The sequence below is a fragment of the Marinobacterium sp. xm-d-564 genome, from assembly GCF_013283345.1.
GTDB lineage: Bacteria > Pseudomonadota > Gammaproteobacteria > Pseudomonadales > Balneatricaceae > Marinobacterium_E.
Map to the genome: position 1 here is coordinate 181,357 of NZ_WBYO01000001.1, position 15,654 is coordinate 197,010.

At 47.9% G+C, this 15,654-nt stretch carries 19 protein-coding genes; 9 read left to right on the plus strand and 10 right to left on the minus strand.

The window, feature by feature from the left end:
* Positions 1-34 precede the first annotated feature (34 nt).
* From XMD564_RS00915 to accB, 4 genes are all read right to left on the minus strand, one after another.
* Complete coding sequence (locus XMD564_RS00915) at positions 35-769, minus strand: DUF3426 domain-containing protein (protein WP_173480756.1); 735 nt, start codon at positions 767-769, stop codon at positions 35-37.
* Between the two features lie 16 nt (positions 770-785).
* Positions 786-1,676, minus strand: coding sequence for a 50S ribosomal protein L11 methyltransferase (prmA, locus tag XMD564_RS00920; protein ID WP_173480483.1), 891 nt, complete (start codon positions 1,674-1,676; stop codon positions 786-788).
* 71 nt (positions 1,677-1,747) lie between these two features.
* Positions 1,748-3,091 (minus strand): acetyl-CoA carboxylase biotin carboxylase subunit, encoded by a 1,344-nt coding sequence (gene accC / locus XMD564_RS00925; protein ID WP_173480484.1) that lies wholly within the window; start codon positions 3,089-3,091, stop codon positions 1,748-1,750.
* Positions 3,092-3,119: 28 nt separating this feature from the next.
* Positions 3,120-3,578: an acetyl-CoA carboxylase biotin carboxyl carrier protein gene (gene accB / locus XMD564_RS00930; protein ID WP_173494696.1), complete on the minus strand. Its 459-nt coding sequence runs from the start codon at positions 3,576-3,578 to the stop codon at positions 3,120-3,122.
* Positions 3,579-3,914: 336 nt separating this feature from the next.
* Between accB and XMD564_RS00935 the strand changes: the two genes are divergently transcribed.
* Positions 3,915-4,958 carry a DUF2333 family protein gene (locus XMD564_RS00935; RefSeq protein WP_173507649.1) on the plus strand — a complete coding sequence of 348 codons (1,044 nt, stop codon included), beginning with the start codon at positions 3,915-3,917 and terminating at the stop codon, positions 4,956-4,958.
* Positions 4,959-4,961: 3 nt separating this feature from the next.
* On the plus strand, positions 4,962-5,729 hold the full coding sequence (locus tag XMD564_RS00940) for a ParA family protein (protein WP_173480487.1): 768 nt from the start codon (positions 4,962-4,964) through the stop codon (positions 5,727-5,729).
* Positions 5,730-5,733: 4 nt separating this feature from the next.
* Here the strand turns inward: XMD564_RS00940 and XMD564_RS00945 are convergent, their stop codons facing one another.
* The 3 genes from XMD564_RS00945 to XMD564_RS00955 all read right to left on the minus strand — a co-directional run bounded on the left by XMD564_RS00945 (position 5,734) and on the right by XMD564_RS00955 (position 7,991).
* Complete coding sequence (locus XMD564_RS00945) at positions 5,734-6,294, minus strand: hypoxanthine-guanine phosphoribosyltransferase (RefSeq protein ID WP_173480488.1); 561 nt, start codon at positions 6,292-6,294, stop codon at positions 5,734-5,736.
* Positions 6,295-6,396: 102 nt separating this feature from the next.
* Entirely contained in the window at positions 6,397-6,930 is a 534-nt protein-coding gene (ppa, locus tag XMD564_RS00950; RefSeq protein WP_173480489.1) for an inorganic diphosphatase, read from the minus strand.
* Positions 6,931-7,010: 80 nt separating this feature from the next.
* Positions 7,011-7,991, minus strand: a complete 981-nt coding sequence (locus XMD564_RS00955; protein ID WP_173480490.1) for a class 1 fructose-bisphosphatase — start codon at positions 7,989-7,991, stop codon at positions 7,011-7,013.
* A gap of 129 nt (positions 7,992-8,120) precedes the next feature.
* Between XMD564_RS00955 and mpl the strand changes: the two genes are divergently transcribed.
* Genes mpl through XMD564_RS00980 form a run of 5 tightly spaced genes read left to right on the plus strand, consistent with a single transcriptional unit; the run spans position 8,121 to position 12,402 of the window.
* Positions 8,121-9,488: a UDP-N-acetylmuramate:L-alanyl-gamma-D-glutamyl-meso-diaminopimelate ligase gene (gene mpl / locus XMD564_RS00960; RefSeq protein WP_173480491.1), complete on the plus strand. Its 1,368-nt coding sequence runs from the start codon at positions 8,121-8,123 to the stop codon at positions 9,486-9,488.
* Positions 9,489-9,496: 8 nt separating this feature from the next.
* Entirely contained in the window at positions 9,497-10,117 is a 621-nt protein-coding gene (locus tag XMD564_RS00965; RefSeq protein WP_173480492.1) for a flavin prenyltransferase UbiX, read from the plus strand.
* A 10-nt stretch (positions 10,118-10,127) separates the two neighbouring features.
* Complete coding sequence (tsaB, locus tag XMD564_RS00970) at positions 10,128-10,817, plus strand: tRNA (adenosine(37)-N6)-threonylcarbamoyltransferase complex dimerization subunit type 1 TsaB (RefSeq protein ID WP_173480493.1); 690 nt, start codon at positions 10,128-10,130, stop codon at positions 10,815-10,817.
* Positions 10,814-11,626 carry an undecaprenyl-diphosphate phosphatase gene (locus tag XMD564_RS00975; protein WP_173480494.1) on the plus strand — a complete coding sequence of 271 codons (813 nt, stop codon included), beginning with the start codon at positions 10,814-10,816 and terminating at the stop codon, positions 11,624-11,626. The genes tsaB and XMD564_RS00975 overlap by 4 nt, the downstream gene beginning before the upstream one ends.
* Entirely contained in the window at positions 11,626-12,402 is a 777-nt protein-coding gene (locus XMD564_RS00980) for a class I SAM-dependent methyltransferase (RefSeq protein WP_173480495.1), read from the plus strand. The genes XMD564_RS00975 and XMD564_RS00980 overlap by 1 nt, the downstream gene beginning before the upstream one ends.
* 24 nt (positions 12,403-12,426) lie before the next feature.
* Here XMD564_RS00980 and XMD564_RS00985 read toward each other — a convergent pair whose 3' ends face one another.
* Positions 12,427-12,636, minus strand: coding sequence for a SlyX family protein (locus XMD564_RS00985; protein WP_173480496.1), 210 nt, complete (start codon positions 12,634-12,636; stop codon positions 12,427-12,429).
* Between the two features lie 176 nt (positions 12,637-12,812).
* On the opposite strand from XMD564_RS00985, the gene XMD564_RS11525 reads away from it, so the two are divergent.
* Together XMD564_RS11525 and XMD564_RS00995 are read left to right on the plus strand one after the other, a co-directional pair.
* Entirely contained in the window at positions 12,813-13,235 is a 423-nt protein-coding gene (locus XMD564_RS11525; RefSeq protein WP_371731415.1) for a cold-shock protein, read from the plus strand.
* Positions 13,236-13,444: 209 nt separating this feature from the next.
* Positions 13,445-14,128, plus strand: a complete 684-nt coding sequence (locus XMD564_RS00995) for a DUF3108 domain-containing protein (RefSeq protein ID WP_256368148.1) — start codon at positions 13,445-13,447, stop codon at positions 14,126-14,128.
* Here XMD564_RS00995 and XMD564_RS11540 read toward each other — a convergent pair.
* A complete protein-coding gene (locus XMD564_RS11540) occupies positions 14,097-14,276 on the minus strand; it encodes an oxidoreductase-like domain-containing protein (protein WP_173480498.1) in 180 nt (59 codons plus the stop codon). The two genes, XMD564_RS00995 and XMD564_RS11540, sit on opposite strands and share 32 nt — an antisense overlap.
* Complete coding sequence (locus XMD564_RS01005; RefSeq protein WP_173480499.1) at positions 14,276-15,646, minus strand: FAD-binding oxidoreductase; 1,371 nt, start codon at positions 15,644-15,646, stop codon at positions 14,276-14,278. The genes XMD564_RS11540 and XMD564_RS01005 overlap by 1 nt, the downstream gene beginning before the upstream one ends.
* Between the last annotated feature and the right edge of the window lie 8 nt (positions 15,647-15,654).

Here is a 15,654-nt window from a genome sequence, read left to right on the forward strand (position 1 = left end):
AGCCTGAGATGTCATGGACTTATTCGTAGGTTCCCTAGCGTTGGTTGAAACGGGCTTCAGAAAGGTTCGCTTCAAAAGAGGCGATCGCTTCATCCGGTTTGGTTATGGTCAGTTGAATTTGAATGGGGAGTTTTGGGCTTAAGCGCTCAGCGTTGATGCCAAGTTCTAAATACTCATTTGGATCAAATGTGCGGCGGCTGATCAATTTGCCTTGTAGATCTTTTAGAGAGAGTTCAACCGCCGGATAGGGCTGGTAGAGGGTAGATTGGTTGTTGATTCTCAGTGTCACTTCAAGTGCATTGGAGTAACGAGGGTGTTCCCTCACTAGGGTCTGTTCAATCGCCAGTAGAGCCAGCCCCTCTTTAGCACTTAAATCACAATTTATCTGACTGCACGCAATAATGTAGAAGGGTCGTAAGCTGGGGTGTGCATTTAGCCTAGCTCGTTCAAACCAGAGGTACTGTAAGGCGCCGAGTACTGTGCATAAAAGAAGAATTAGAATCATTGATGCCGTTTTGAAAGGCGACTCTGGTTGAGAATTAAATCGCTCAAGTACGATTGGCTCAGCATCTAGCTGAGCGAATTGTGCTCCGGTGGATGTCTGTTGAGGCTGTTCAGTTGCTGTAGCGGGTGTTCGATCAGCACGCCCATTTTCGGCATCAAAAATAGAGAGGCAGTTGCCGCAGCGAACGCGACCATTAGCCAGGCGCAGTTGACCATCAGTCACTCTGAACTTGGCTTGGCACTCTGGACACTCTGTTACAAACATCTATCCCTTCTCAACCTTAACGTTTGCGACCCGTTAAACGAACCCACTCCTCTTTGGTTGATGGGGGTTCCATATCAAACCACTCGGAGTAGGTGCCAATCAATTCATCCGCTTGTTCTATCAGAAGCCCCGATAGAATTAACTGACCACCTGATTTAACCAATTCGGCCAGGGTGGGAGCAAGCTCTTTCAGTGGTCCGGCGAGTATGTTGGCAATGACTAAATCGACCGCTTCTGATTCAAAGCTCTCTGGGAAGAATACCGGTAAACGTTCTTTATCTAGACCGTTTCTGACAAGATTGTCTTGAGTGGCGGTTAACGCTTGCGGATCAATATCGACGCCTGACACTGCGCTTGCACCCAAAAGAATGGCGGCAATGCCCAAAATACCACTACCGCAGCCATAATCGATAACCGATCTGTTCTGTAGTGGCTCACTGGCGAGCCACTCTAGACAGAGTGCAGTGGTTGGGTGGGTACCTGTGCCAAAGGCTAGTCCAGGATCGAGCATCAGATTGACTGCATTCGCATCAGGTACTTCAATCCAGCTTGGGCAGACCCAAAAATGGCTACCGAACTGCATCGGGTGATAGTGAGTCATCCACTCTCGTTCCCAATCTTTGTCCTCAAGAATTTCTGCCTTGAACTGTATTGTATCGCCACCCTTAACGGAGAGTTTTTGCTCGTTTAGAAAGGTAAGTGTCGACTCTAAATCATGCTCTGCTGCAAACAGACCGGTTATTACGGTTGTGCCCCAGAGCGGAGTAGTCCCTAATTCAGGTTCGAAAATAGGTTGATCTTTTGCGTCCTCAAAGGTCACGGCAGCACAGCCCGCTTCAAGAAGTAGATCTTCGTAAAACTCTGCAATATCAGGATTTGTAACAACTTTTATCTGTAGCCAAGGCATTCTTTTGAGCTCGTAATTTAAAGACAACAAAGCCCGCAACAGTGCGGGCTTTGATTAGGACGTAAGTTAACTTACAGGCCTAATTTCTTTTCTAAGTAGTGAATGTTAACACCACCCACTTCGAAATGGGTATCACGCATGATTTCGTGGTGAAGTGGAATGTTGGTACGAATACCATCAATGACCATCTCATCCAGAGCATTGCGCATGCGCTGCATTGCCACTTCGCGATCTTCACCATAAGTGATCAACTTAGCGATCAATGAGTCGTAGTGAGGTGGTACTGTGTAGCCCGCATAGAGGTGCGAATCAACACGGATGCCGTTGCCGCCTGGCGCATGGAAACCATTAACTTTACCCGGTGATGGCATAAAGGTTTTTGGATCCTCTGCGTTGATACGGCATTCGAAAGAGTGGCCACGTAACACGACATCTTCCTGTTTGATCGATAGTTTTTCACCAGAAGCGATACGCAGCTGCTCTTTTACAATGTCGACACCGGTAACCATCTCTGTCACAGGGTGTTCAACCTGAACACGAGTGTTCATTTCGATGAAGTAGAAGCCACCATCTTCGTACAGAAATTCAAAGGTGCCTGCACCGCGATAGCCGATCTCAATACAAGCATCGACACATGACTGCAGTACTTTTGCGCGTGATTCTGGGTCTAGGTGAGGTGCTGGTGCCTCCTCAACAACCTTCTGATGGCGGCGCTGTAATGAACAGTCGCGATCGTAAAGGTGAATCGCATTCCCTTGTCCGTCGGCTAATACTTGGATCTCTACGTGGCGTGGGTTCTCAAGGAACTTCTCCATGTAGACAGTATCATCACCAAAGGCAGCCTTTGCTTCAGACTTAGTCACTTGCACAGCGTTGACTAGGTGAGCTTCTGTATGAACAACACGCATACCACGACCACCACCACCGGCAGCGGCTTTGATGATTACAGGGTAGCCAATACGTTTTGCAATTTTATAAAGCGTATCGTTGTCGTTCTCTGGCAGTGGTCCGTCTGAACCAGGTACTGTTGGAACACCCGCTTTCTTCATCGCTTCAATGGCTGACACCTTGTCACCCATTAATCGTATGGTTTCAGCTTTAGGGCCGATAAATGTAAAACCTGACTGCTCTACCTGCTCAGCAAAGCCTGCGTTTTCAGCGAGGAAGCCATAGCCAGGGTGGATAGCCACTGAATCAGTGACTTCTGCCGCTGCAATTAGGGAAGGGATGTTTAGGTAACTTTGAGCAGATTGAGCTGGGCCGATACAGACCGCTTCATCAGCAAGACGGACGTGCATCAAATCACGATCAGCCTGTGAATGAACAGCGACGGTTTTAATGCCTAACTCTTTACAAGCTCGCATGATACGTAGCGCAATTTCGCCACGGTTTGCGATCAGAACTTTATCCAACATGATGGAATATTCCTCTGTTGATTAGAGTTTAGGCAATGACAACGAGTGGTTGATCAAATTCAACCGGCTGACCATCTTCAACAAGGATGGCTTCAATCACGCCACTCTTGTCTGCTTCGATCTGGTTCATCATCTTCATCGCTTCAACGATACAGATGACGTCACCCGCTTTAACCGTTTTGCCCACTTCGATGAATGCTGGAGCACTAGGCGCTGGTGAACGGTAGAAAGTACCCACCATTGGTGAGTTAACTGTATGACCCGCTGGCGCAGCTGGTGCAGCTTCTGCTGCAGCAGGTGCAGCTACTGGAGCAGCAGCGGAAGCAGGTGCTGCAGCAACGACAGGTGCAGGTGCTGCTACTGGAGCCGCAACGATAGAACCACCACGGCTAATACGAACAGACTCTTCGCCCTCTTTGATCTCGATTTCGTTGATGTTTGACTCTTCGAGAAGTTCGATCAGTTTTTTAACTTTACGAATATCCATGATGTGCTCCTGTAGCGCAGTTAAGTAATAAATTGTTGGGATATGGCTGTTAATTGCATCGAATAGGCAGATATCTATTAACAGAGCCCTATAAGGTTAAGTTTGCATGAGACTAAAGGGGGTTGTCCAGCTGAAAGTTGCGAAAATGGTGTGAATTTCGGCAAATTTAACGCTATCTACACGTTAATTGTCTATTATTTGTGCAAAATGGCTTTTGATATTAAAACGAGGTTGTTTAAAGCAACTTATCGATGGATTGACCCAAGGGGCTGTACAGGTCATAGTGCAGTGCAGCATTTGTATTTTTGTGATGCTTATTTACGCAAAAGGTAGTGTATGAAAGGTCTATTTAGAACTCTGTTGGATCTCCTAGATCGTCTTCGGGAAAGGTTCGGAGTAAAGCGCTTTTATCTGTTACTGGCGCCTCTGGCAGCCTACTCACTGGTGGTGGTTGTATTGGGCTTTCTCTGGAGCTGGACTCCAGCTCAATTTGATGTGAAGCAGTTGACTGAAGCTAGCGCTGCCGAGCGAAATGAGACGGTGGTGGTCGGCAGTTACACAACCGCTACACTGATCGAACTGACAGAGTCGCTTCTTAACAAGCCAGGTGGCTACCTCTCCAATGATCGTTTTCCGCCGGGTGTTCTTATGGATAACCTGCCTAATTGGGAATTTGGTGTGCTTGTGCAGATTCGTGACCTGAGTCGAGCAATGCGCAAAACCTTCAGTCGTTCTCAGTCGCAGTCGACTGAACAGAAGGATCTAGCCTCTGCGGAACCCAAATTACACTTTGATAATAACTCTTGGTTGATACCCTCAAGTGAAAGTGAGTATCGAGATGCGTTGGTTTCATTAAGAGCCTATCAAGGCAAACTCTCTAGTCAGGATGAATCACAGGCGCAGTTCTATGCTCGTGCCGATAACCTTCAAGATTGGTTGGGCGACGTTTCAACTCGCCTGGGTAGTATTTCACAGCGCTTAAGTGCCAGCGTTGGGCAGCGCCGTATTAATACCGATCTCGCCGGCAGTCAGGGGGGCGCCCAAGCAACGGCTCAGCCCTCAGAGTTAGAGATACAAACGCCTTGGAGTGAGATTGATGACGTCTTCTATGAAGCGCGTGGAACTGCCTGGGCTCTGATTCATATTTTACGTGCTATCGAGTTGGATTTTGCACAGAGTCTTGAGAAGAAGAGTGCGGTCACCTCGTTGAAGCAGATTGTTCGTGAACTAGAGGCCACACAGGGCACCATCTGGAGTCCCATTATTCTTAACGGCACCGAATTTGGATTTTTAGCCAACCACTCTTTGGTGATGGCTTCATACATTTCCCGTGCTAATGCAGCCATTATTGATTTGAGAGATCTTCTCTCCCAGGGGTAATTTATGCGTCGAGTTATTTTCAACCAGAAAGGTGGCGTTGGTAAGTCGAGTATCGCGGTCAATTTGGCGGCTATCAGTGCAGCTCGCGGACTTAAAACGCTAGTGATCGATTTGGATCCGCAATGTAACTCAACACACTACCTGTTGGGTGATGACTCCGATGCGCCAGAGCTCGATGTACAGAGTTTCTTTGAGTCGGTATTGAGCTTTCAGCTGAACAAAGTGGCCGAACAAGATTACTGTTTTGCGACCCCATTCGATCATCTCGATATTATTCCCTGTAACCCGAATTTAGGTGATTTGCAGTCGAAGTTAGAGTCGAAACATAAGATCTATAAGCTTAGAGATCTGTGTGACGCTCTGGATGACCATTACGATGCGATCTACATTGATACGCCGCCAGCGTTTAACTTCTTTTCGCTCTCCGCACTTTGCGCCGCTGAGCGTTGTTTGATCCCCTTTGATTGTGATGAGTTTGCACGCCAAGCTCTTTACAGCCTACTGCATAACATCAACGAAACGCGTGAAGATCATAATGAGCAGTTGGTGTTGGAAGGGATTGTGGTGAATCAGTTTCAGCCACGAGCGTCGCTGCCTAGGCAGATCATTGAATCGCTCGTGGAGCAAGATCTGCCGGTGCTAAACGCCAAGCTACCTGCGTCAGTGAAAATGAAAGAGAGTCATATGCTGGCTAAACCACTGGTTCACATGGCAGCCAAACATAAATTGACTGAGGCATTTAACCTACTGTTTGATGAGATCAATCAGTAGGTTACTAAAGACCTTTGACTGCAAAGATACCGGGTGCGTTGCGCCAGTAGCCTTTGTAATCAAGTCCAAAGCCAAAAATGTAGCGATCCGGTATGGTTAGACCGGTGAAGTCTGCTTTCATCCCAGGCACGGCTTTGCGATCGTGTATTTTGTCGATCAGTACGACCGATGCCACGCTTTTAGCTCCACCCTCTTTGAGGTGATTCATCACTTCGTGAAGTGTGTGTCCCTCATCTAGGATGTCGTCGACCACTAACACATCGCGTCCCTGATAATCGATCATCGGTGGAACCTTCCACTCTAGTTCGTGGCCAGAGGTCGTGTTGCGGTAGCGAGTCGCATGTAGGTAGCCCGCTTCGAGAGGGAACTCTAAGCGAGTCAGTAGCTGACCGCAGATAACAAGACCGCCGTTCATTATCGTGAAGATGACAGGATCGCGATCAGCATATTCGCCGGTGATCTCATCAGCAATCTTGTCGATCGCTTGGTTGACTTCAGAGTTTGAAAAGAGCAAGTCTGATTCAATGTAAACTTGCTTGATTTCGTTAATATCGGGGCGGCTCATGTTAGCTCCAGAGCGGTTAAACTTGACTGAATCGACAAGTTTAACCTGTTACATACAAAAAAGCCCGACCCGCAGAGCGGATCGGGCTTTTTAATTATCTAATTACTTAGCTGCTTCGTAAGCTTCAGCTGATTTGATGATCGCGTCGCGAGCTGCAGCAGCGTCAGACCAACCTTCAACTTTAACCCACTTGCCTTTTTCAAGCTTCTTGTAGTTCTCGAAGAAGTGAGAGATTTGATCTTTCAAAAGTGGCGACAGGTCATCAACGTCATGGATGTCGTTGTAAGCCTGGCTTAGTTTCTCGTGAGGAACAGCAACCAGTTTCGCATCTTCACCCGCTTCGTCGGTCATGTTTAGAATGCCGACTGGACGACAGCGAATAACAGAACCTGTCATGACTGGATGTGGAGTCAGTACAAGTACATCTAGAGGGTCACCATCGTCAGCTAGTGTGTTGTTTACGTAGCCGTAGTTCGCTGGGTAGAACATTGGCGCAGCCATGAAGCGGTCAACAAAGATAGAGTCAGAGTCTTTATCGATCTCGTATTTTACAGGCGAGCTCTCAGCTGGGATCTCGATGATAACGTAGATGTCGTTTGGCAGGTCTTTACCCGCTGGTACTTTTTCAAAGCTCATGTTGTTTCCCTATGAACGTTTCATTAATTTCTGCGGCGCATTATAGGCACCTTGGTAATATAACTAAATGCTACTAAGCGCTATTTTTCACTTTTCTTACGGTGGTAGGCTTTCAACATCTCTACCTCCTGTTTTGAACCTAGCGCGACGGATACACGTTGGTGAATGTGCTCTGGGCTAAGATCCATAATCTCTTCGTAACAGGTCGAAGCGACGCCACCAGCCTGCTCGATAAGGAAACTCATTGGGTTGCCTTCGTACATCAGGCGTAGTTTGCCCGGTTTGCCCGGATCGCGTGAGTCCCATGGGTAGGTGAAGATGCCCCCACGGGTCAGTAGGCGATGCACTTCGGCCACCATAGAGGCCACCCAGCGCATGTTGTAGTTCTTCTCGCGAGGACCCTCTTCGCCAAGCAGTAGATCGTCGATGTACTCTTGCATCTGAGGTTCCCAGTGACGCTTATTCGACATGTTGATCGAAAATTCGCTGGTCTCTTCAGGAATTTTGACCGACTCCTCTGTCAGGATAAAGTCACCGGTATGAGCCAGCGTGAACATGTTAACGCCGCTACCAGTGGTTAGGGCTAATACTGCAGAAGGCCCATAAAGCACGTATCCTGCCGCCACTTGCTTACGTCCTGGCTGGAGGAACTCATTGGTGTCCTGTTTAGCCCAAGGTTTTGGGGCTTCGATGATTGAGAAGATCGTGCCAACCGAGACGTTGATGTCGATGTTTGATGAGCCATCCAGCGGGTCAAAAGTTACAAGGTAGCGACCATCACGAGATCCCCAAACTGGCTCCTCTTCCTCTTCTGAGGCAACGCCACGAACAAGTCGATTATCCAGAAGGACTTTTTTAATGATGTCGTTAGAAACGATATCGAGTTTCTTTTGGGTCTCGCCCTGTACGTTAGTCAGAGTGCTGGTGCCCAAAACGCCGGCCAGAGCGCCTTCGCGAAGCTGCAATGCAACCTCTTTACAGGCGATCATTAAGACTTCGATCACCTCTACAAGGTCTGCATCGGTTTTGTTGTGCTTTAGGAAGGAGCTCAGTAACTGCATTAGAGAATCTCTTAGTCGTGTGAAATATGATGAAAATTATAGGCAAGTTGGTACGCTATTGCATGTGCGAAATGGGTTTTTCGGTTAATTAAAGCCCATCTTTATAATTTTTTGTGGGATACCACCGGTTTGCATCTTCATTTTCTTGGTATTTGTGGCACCTTTATGGGCTCTTTAGCGATTTTGGCCAAAGAGCTAGGTTATCGTGTCAGCGGTTCGGATCAGAACGTCTATCCGCCAATGAGTACGCAACTTGAAACCTTAGGCATTGAGATTATTCAAGGCTACGATCCCACTCAATTGGACTCCAATCCCGATCTAGTGATAGTCGGTAACGCGATGTCGCGCGGCAATCCTTGTGTTGAGGCGGTGCTTGAGAGAGGGATTCACCACACATCGGGACCACAGTGGTTACATGATCACTTGCTCAAGGATCGTTGGGTATTGGCTGTTTCAGGTACTCACGGTAAAACCACCACAGCGACCATGTTGGCATGGATTCTGGAGTACGCTGGGTTGAAGCCTGGTTTTTTGATTGGTGGCGTTCCGCTCGATTTTGACTGCTCAGCTCGTTTGGGAGAGACCGACTTTTTTGTTATCGAGGCAGATGAGTACGATACCGCTTTTTTTGATAAGCGATCTAAATTTGTCCACTACAACCCAAGAACACTGGTGATTAATAACTTAGAGTTTGATCATGCAGATATCTTTGATGATCTTGCAGCGATTCAGAGGCAGTTTCATCACCTCATGCGTTTGGTGCCTGCTACTGGGCGAGTGATCTACCCCTCGGATATTCCGGCAGTCGAGCAGGTGATAGAGCAGGGGTGTTGGAGTGAGTTAGAGTCAACTTCAATGAATCCTGGTCACTCTGGTGCTGCAATCGGTGAGCAAGAGTCTGGTGGTCAGCGTTTTCAAATTTGCGTCAAAGAGACGGCCCCTGTCTGGGTTGATTGGGAATTGACCGGTGAGCACAATCAACGCAATGCACTGCATGCTCTGTTGGCAGCAAGACACGTTGGCATTACCCCCGAAGTGAGTGCGGAGGCATTAAGCCAATTCAAAAGCGTGAAGCGCCGCATGGAGCTGTTAGGTCAGTTCTCAGGGGTCTCTCTGTATGATGATTTTGCTCACCATCCGACGGCTATTGCGACGACCTTGCAAGGTATGAGAGCGAAAGTGCACGATGAGAAGTTGATTGCCATCATCGAGCCAAGGTCTAATACCATGAAACAAGGCGTATTTAAGAGCCAGTTAGCTGAATCCGCCGCGCAAGCTGATACTGTTTTTTGGTATCAACCGGATTCTCAGGGGTGGTCTTTAGAGAATCAGATTGCTGGCTTTGACGGGCAGGCTGTATTTAATAGCATTGATCTTCTGCTTGAGTCTCTCGAATCAGAGCTACAACACAACAGTCATATCGTAGTGATGTCGAACGGTGGATTCGAAGGCATTCACGAGCGAATTAAACAACTCCTTATTTCGACGACACATTGAGGTGAACCGTGGCAGATTTTGACTCAAGAGTAACCCTAGCCATAACCGGAGCTTCGGGGGTTCAGTACGCACTGCGTTTGATGCACTGCTTGGTTCAGCAGAACGTTCAACTCTTTGTGATGGTCTCCAAAGCGGCTCAAGTTGTTGTCGCGGCTGAAACAGAGCACAGCTTGCCAGGGACTCCTGATGCTCAGCAGCAGTTTTTTACTGATTTCACGGGTGCTAAAGCGGAGCAGATTAAAGTCTTTGGTAAAGAGCAGTGGTTTGCTCCTGTCGCTTCAGGCTCAGGCGCTCCCAGTCAGATGGTGGTCTGTCCCTGTTCAACAGGAACACTGTCAGCCATTGCGACTGGGGCCAGTAATAATCTGATTGAGCGTGCTGCGGATGTTGCCCTAAAAGAGCGTCGATCACTTATTTTGGTGCCGCGAGAGGCTCCCTATTCTGAGATACATCTTGAGAATATGTTGAAGTTGACCCGCATGGGGGCGGTCATACTGCCGGCGTCACCAGGTTTCTATCATAAACCCACCACGGTCGAAGATATGATCGATTTTGTGGTCGCAAGGGTGTTGAGTCAGCTCGGTTATGATCAATCGATCATGCCATCCTGGGGCTCAGATTTAATTTAAGAGTAATATTATGACGAAGGTTCTAGCACTAGATACTTCAACTGATGCCTGTTCAGTCGCCTTACTAAACGGCGAACAGCGCATTTGTCGGTTTGAAGTGGTACCCAGAGGGCATACCCAACTGCTGTTGCCGATGGTTGAAAGTGTTCTTGAAGAGGCCAAGCTATCGGTAAAAGAGCTTGATGCGATCGCTTTTGGGCGCGGGCCAGGGTCATTTGCCGGCATTCGTATAGCAACAGGAGCAACACAGGGGCTAGCAGTCGCCTTTGATACTCCTGTGATCCCTCTATCGACCCTTGAGACCTTGGCTTATCAGGCGCTTGCATTATGCCCAGAGGCTGGCTTTATTCTATCGACTTTGGATGCCCGAATGGATGAGGTCTATTGGGCAGTCTATAAGGTGGAAAATGGCACAATCTTTGCTTTGACTGAGGAGCAGGTGACGGCACCCTCAGCCGTTGTTCTGCCTGAAAAGGTTTCTCAATGCGTAGCAATTGGCCCAGGCCTTAACTACTTGGATCAGTTGAATTCATTAGTTCAAAACGGTTTGGGTAGGGTGTTGTCTGATCAGTACCCTCAGGCTGAGAGTATGCTCAATATGGCAGTGTCAGCTCTAGAAAGGGGTGATCAAGTGCCGCCTGAAGAGGCTTTACCCGTTTATGTTCGAGAGGGCACTTGGAAAAAAAGGAGTGAGCAGTGACGCTCAGTGATTGGATACATACTCTGATATTGGCCCTGATACAGGGGTTAACTGAATTCCTACCGATCTCAAGTTCTGCACATTTGATTCTACCCTCCCAGCTGTTTGGTTGGAGTGATCAGGGATTAGCATTTGATGTTGGTGTTCATGTTGGCACGCTGACGGCTGTCATCATCTATTTTCGGCGCGAAGTGGTGTCGATTGTGGCAGCGTCAACATTAACTCTGGCTGGTAGAACCTCGGATGATGGGAAACTTGGTTGGTTTGTAGCATTTGCGACGATCCCAGCTGTCATAGCAGGCCTGCTGTTGGGCGACTGGATTGATACCTATGGTCGATCCATTTTGGTTATTGCTGGCACCACCATTCTATTTGGCCTTGCACTCGGTTGGGCAGACGCTACCAATAAGGCGACGCGTATTATGAAAGAGCTCGGCTTTAAGGATGCTATTGTGATTGGTGTAGCTCAGGCCATCGCTCTCATTCCTGGAACCTCTCGATCGGGTATCACCATTACAGCAGCGCTTATGTTGGGATTTGATCGTCAAAGTGCCGCCCGTTTCTCATTCTTGCTCTCAATCCCAGTTATTCTGGGGGCAGGGTTATTGAAGGGTAAAGAGCTTATCGATATCGGCGCAGACGCGCATTGGCAGATGATTGGTGTTGGTGCACTCGTAGCGGCCCTCAGCGCTTGGGCGTGTATTCATCTGTTTCTGAAGCTGCTTGATCAAATCGGCATGCGTCCTTTTGTAATCTATCGTTTGATTCTAGGTGTTACTTTGATCGCAGTTTGGGCTTTGACTCGCTGATGATTGGTCTTTCCGTTGAGTCTCATGAACTGCTTCCGGAAGCCGAAAAGCTTAGCAATGGCTTAAATCTTCCCTTGGTAAAAAGTGGTCAATCAGGTTCTGAGTTCGACTATCTACTTCAGGTGGGATTTGATGGTCTGTCGCTGGTCCAGCTTGGCCCTAAAGCGCCCGGTCCTATTCGAGTAGACTTTGAATCGGGTGCGGTGGCTCATCGTCGTCGTTTTGGTGGCGGTAAAGGGCAACAGATTGCTAAGGCTTGTGGCGTATCCTCTGCATTTACCCCTTACATAGCCGATCTGACCGCTGGGCTGGGTCGTGATAGTTTTGTGCTGGCGACCTTAGGTTGTCGTGTGGATATGGTGGAGCGGGTGCCAGTAGTTCATGCGTTGTTGAGAGATGGGTTGCACAGAGCTCAGTTCTCATCCGATCCAGAGTTGCAGGAGATTCTGGCCAGACTCTCATTAAGTCACCTCCAAGCGGTTGAGTTCCTTCAAACGACCTCTAATCAGTACGACGTGATCTATCTCGATCCGATGTTCCCTCACACGGATAAGTCGGCTCAGGTGAAAAAAGAGATGCTAGCCTTTCGCTCGCTTGTGGGTGCCGATCAGGACAGTGCAGAGTTGCTAGACGCCGCTTTGCAACATGACCCAGCAAGGGTTGTTGTGAAGCGACCAAGAAAGGCGCCTATTATTGAAGGACCGAAGCCTAGCTATGCATTAGAGGGTAAGTCTGGGCGTTTTGATATCTATGCGAGACGCAAGTTAGGCAGTTAGTTTGTTAACCGCTAAATGAGTCGATTAATAGTGTGGTGGTGGCACATCCGCCGCTGGTGAAAAGCCACTATTATCAGCGTTCTTAACACGGTCGTTCAGAATCATAATCATGCGTCGCAGTTCATCCAGCTCTTTCGCTTGGCGAATGGTGATTTCACTCAGTTGATCGATCGCTTCCTCTTGAAACGCTATTCGACTCTCCAGATCATCTAAACGACTGTTCGATTCACTCATAATTTCGTGTTCTTCTTACTCTTTGGGTTAATTTATCCGCCGTAAACCCCTAAGTTGTTGAAAAAATATAACTAATACGTTATATCTCACTTTCTGTGCGGGTTTTTTAATGTCGTACAGAGTAATTTGTTTGTTCCAAAAAATACAAAGAAATATTTCCAATGGGTGGTTAATCAGTGATTAAAAATATCATTATCAGCGTAATTGCAGCCTGTGTTATCGCAGCTGCTGGTCACTTCTTTAAAGCGGAATCGCACTACTTACCAGTGCTTGCCGTTTCGTTTGTGGCTGTTTTCATCAGTACTCTTGTGGCTAGCTCTGGCTCCGCATCAGCATCTCAATCTTCACGTCGTGTAAACGGTGCGGATGAAGAGGATGACATCGATGATGGTCGTGAAGTCGGTACTGTTAAGTGGTTCAATGTTTCTAAAGGTTTCGGTTTTATTACTCGTGCCAATGGAGATGATGTTTTCGTTCATTTCCGTAACATTCGTGGCCGTGGACACCGTTCATTAAACGAAGGCCAACGTGTTCGTTTTAATGTGCACGACAGCGATAAAGGTCTTCAAGCTGAGGATGTTTCAATCATCCGTGAGTGATGAATAAGACGTCTAACACAAGGGTAGCTCAAGCTACCCTTTTTTATGTCCAGGACGGACGGTATACAGCGATTCCATGGATGGAAATGAGCTGTGAATGTCCAGGACGGACGGTATGCAGCGATTCCACGGATGGAAAGGAGCTGTGAATGCCCAGAATGGTATGCGTATTCATTTTCTACTCAGTTAAGTGGGTTAGAATAAATCTTATGAAAATCTATCCTCTACTTTTTTTGTTCCTCAGCTCTTTGGCGTCGGCAGACACTCAATGTATGCAGAATTATTTTGCATCCAGAGTCGGCGAGACTCTTGAGTATCGTGTTGAAATTGATGGTATTCGGGCGAAAGGGGCTCGAGCGATCTCTCAATCAGATTCAGGTCAGTTCACATTGCTTCAGTCTGTCTCTGTTCTACTGGCTTCGCTAGAGGAGGAGAGCCATTTTATTGTTGATGAGCAAGGCATCGTTCCGATTAATTACCTCTTTGAACAGCAAGGGCTTGGGGCGCGTAAAACGACCATTCAGTTCAATGGCGCAACGGCTGAAGTGAATAGAAAAGGTAAGACGTCTCAGTTGGAGCTTCCGCAGGGTTTTCAGGATCCTTTGACCTTCATCCTTCAGCTTCAAGCAGCGACTAGTTGCGGTGAATCTATTGAAACGCTGAAGATACCTCTTGTGAAGTCGAAAGGGGTTTCGGAGGTTGTTTTTGTTAAAGGTGAGGACTCTTTAATTAAGAGCCGTGATAAGGATTTGGTTCTGGAAACTTGGCAAAGGGTCGATGGTGATAAAATTGAAAAGGTCGGCTTAATTCCTGAATTAAATAACCTTCTGTACTCATTTGAGCAACGAGAAGGAGAGAAGATCAATCGCCTTCAGTTGATTGATCTTCCTTAGTCTCTGCTGATTTTTGTGCTGCCTGCTGCTTTTGCCATGCGGCTCTATCTGCATAGTAGATATCCCAAACGCAGGGTTCACAACCACTTTCGCAGCAGTCGTAATCCCCTGGTGGAATCGGTTCCTGAAGAGAGTCTATCGAGCTCATCAGCCAATAATCTTCCCAGGGTTTAGAATCCCTTTAGGATCCAGAGCGGCTTTAATACTGCGCATGACGGCGAGTTCAGCTTCACTTCGGCTTAGCTGGATATAGGGCTTTTTACTCAGTCCAATGCCGTGTTCTGCCGAAACAGAGCCTTTGTATTTCTCTAGGATCTTATAGACTACCGTGTCGATCGCTTTTTTATCGCTGACCGGACCTACACAGAAGTGAATGTTGCCATCGCCAAGGTGCCCAAAGGTCAGGCAGGTCGATTCAGGGAACTGTTCTGACAGTGCCTCTTTGACTTCGTTTGTGTAGGCTTCCATATGACGCAACGGTAGGCTGATATCGTAAGGAATCAGAGGACTGAAGGCTTGAACCATCGCCTCAATGTCATCTCGAACTGCCCAGAGTGCCGCTGACTGCTGCTGACTTTCGGCAATCACAGCATCGACAATGACCTCTTGTTCTAGAAGTTCGCCAAGCACCTCAATGAACTGCTCTTTTCCGCGAGTGTCATCGACACACTCTGACTCTACTAGGATGTAGTAGGGTAGGGAGTCATCAATAAACTTTTGATGATTACCGGTTTCGTTAACCATAAAGCTATAGAAACTGTTCCACATCGCTTCAAATGCCGAGAGCTTACCTTCGAGTTTCTGTTTCAGCGTGTTAAGCAGTAAGAGTGCGTTATCAAAACTCTCGACGCCGACCAGTGCGGTTTGACGTGCTGGCGCTGAAGGCCAAAGTCTCAAAACGGCGCGTGTGATAATACCTAGAGTTCCTTCTGAGCCGACAAACAGCTGTTTTAGGTCGTATCCGGTATTATCTTTCAGTGTCTCTTTAAGATTGGTTAGGACGGTGCCATCGGCTAGCACCACCTCTAGACCGAGAACTTGATCACGTGCCATACCGTAGCGAATAACCTTATTGCCACCGGCGTTGGCTGCAAGCATTCCTGCAACCTGTGCTGAACCCCGAGCACCCCAATCTACTGCAAAAAGGAGGTCGTGCTCGGCTGCTGCATTTTGAAGATCCTCAACAACCACACCGGCTTGAACGAGCACAGTGGCACCTTGGGTATCTAACTGCTCAATGGAACGCATGCGCTCAAGGCTTAGAACAAAATCCCCTTCAGTCGCTTTGGTCGCGTCCGCTAAGCCGGTCATGCCGGCTTGTGGAATGATGGTCTGATTTGCCTCGTGACACAGGGCGAGCACTTTTGAGACCTCTTCCGTCGACGCGGGTCGAATCACCGCTTTCGCCGGACAGCTGCCTTTACTCCAACTCTCATTAGGTCGTTGAGCAACACGCTCGTCGGTGATGAGACCTTTATCACCTACAATGGCGTGGATTGCATTCAGTAGTTCAGACATAGTGTTTA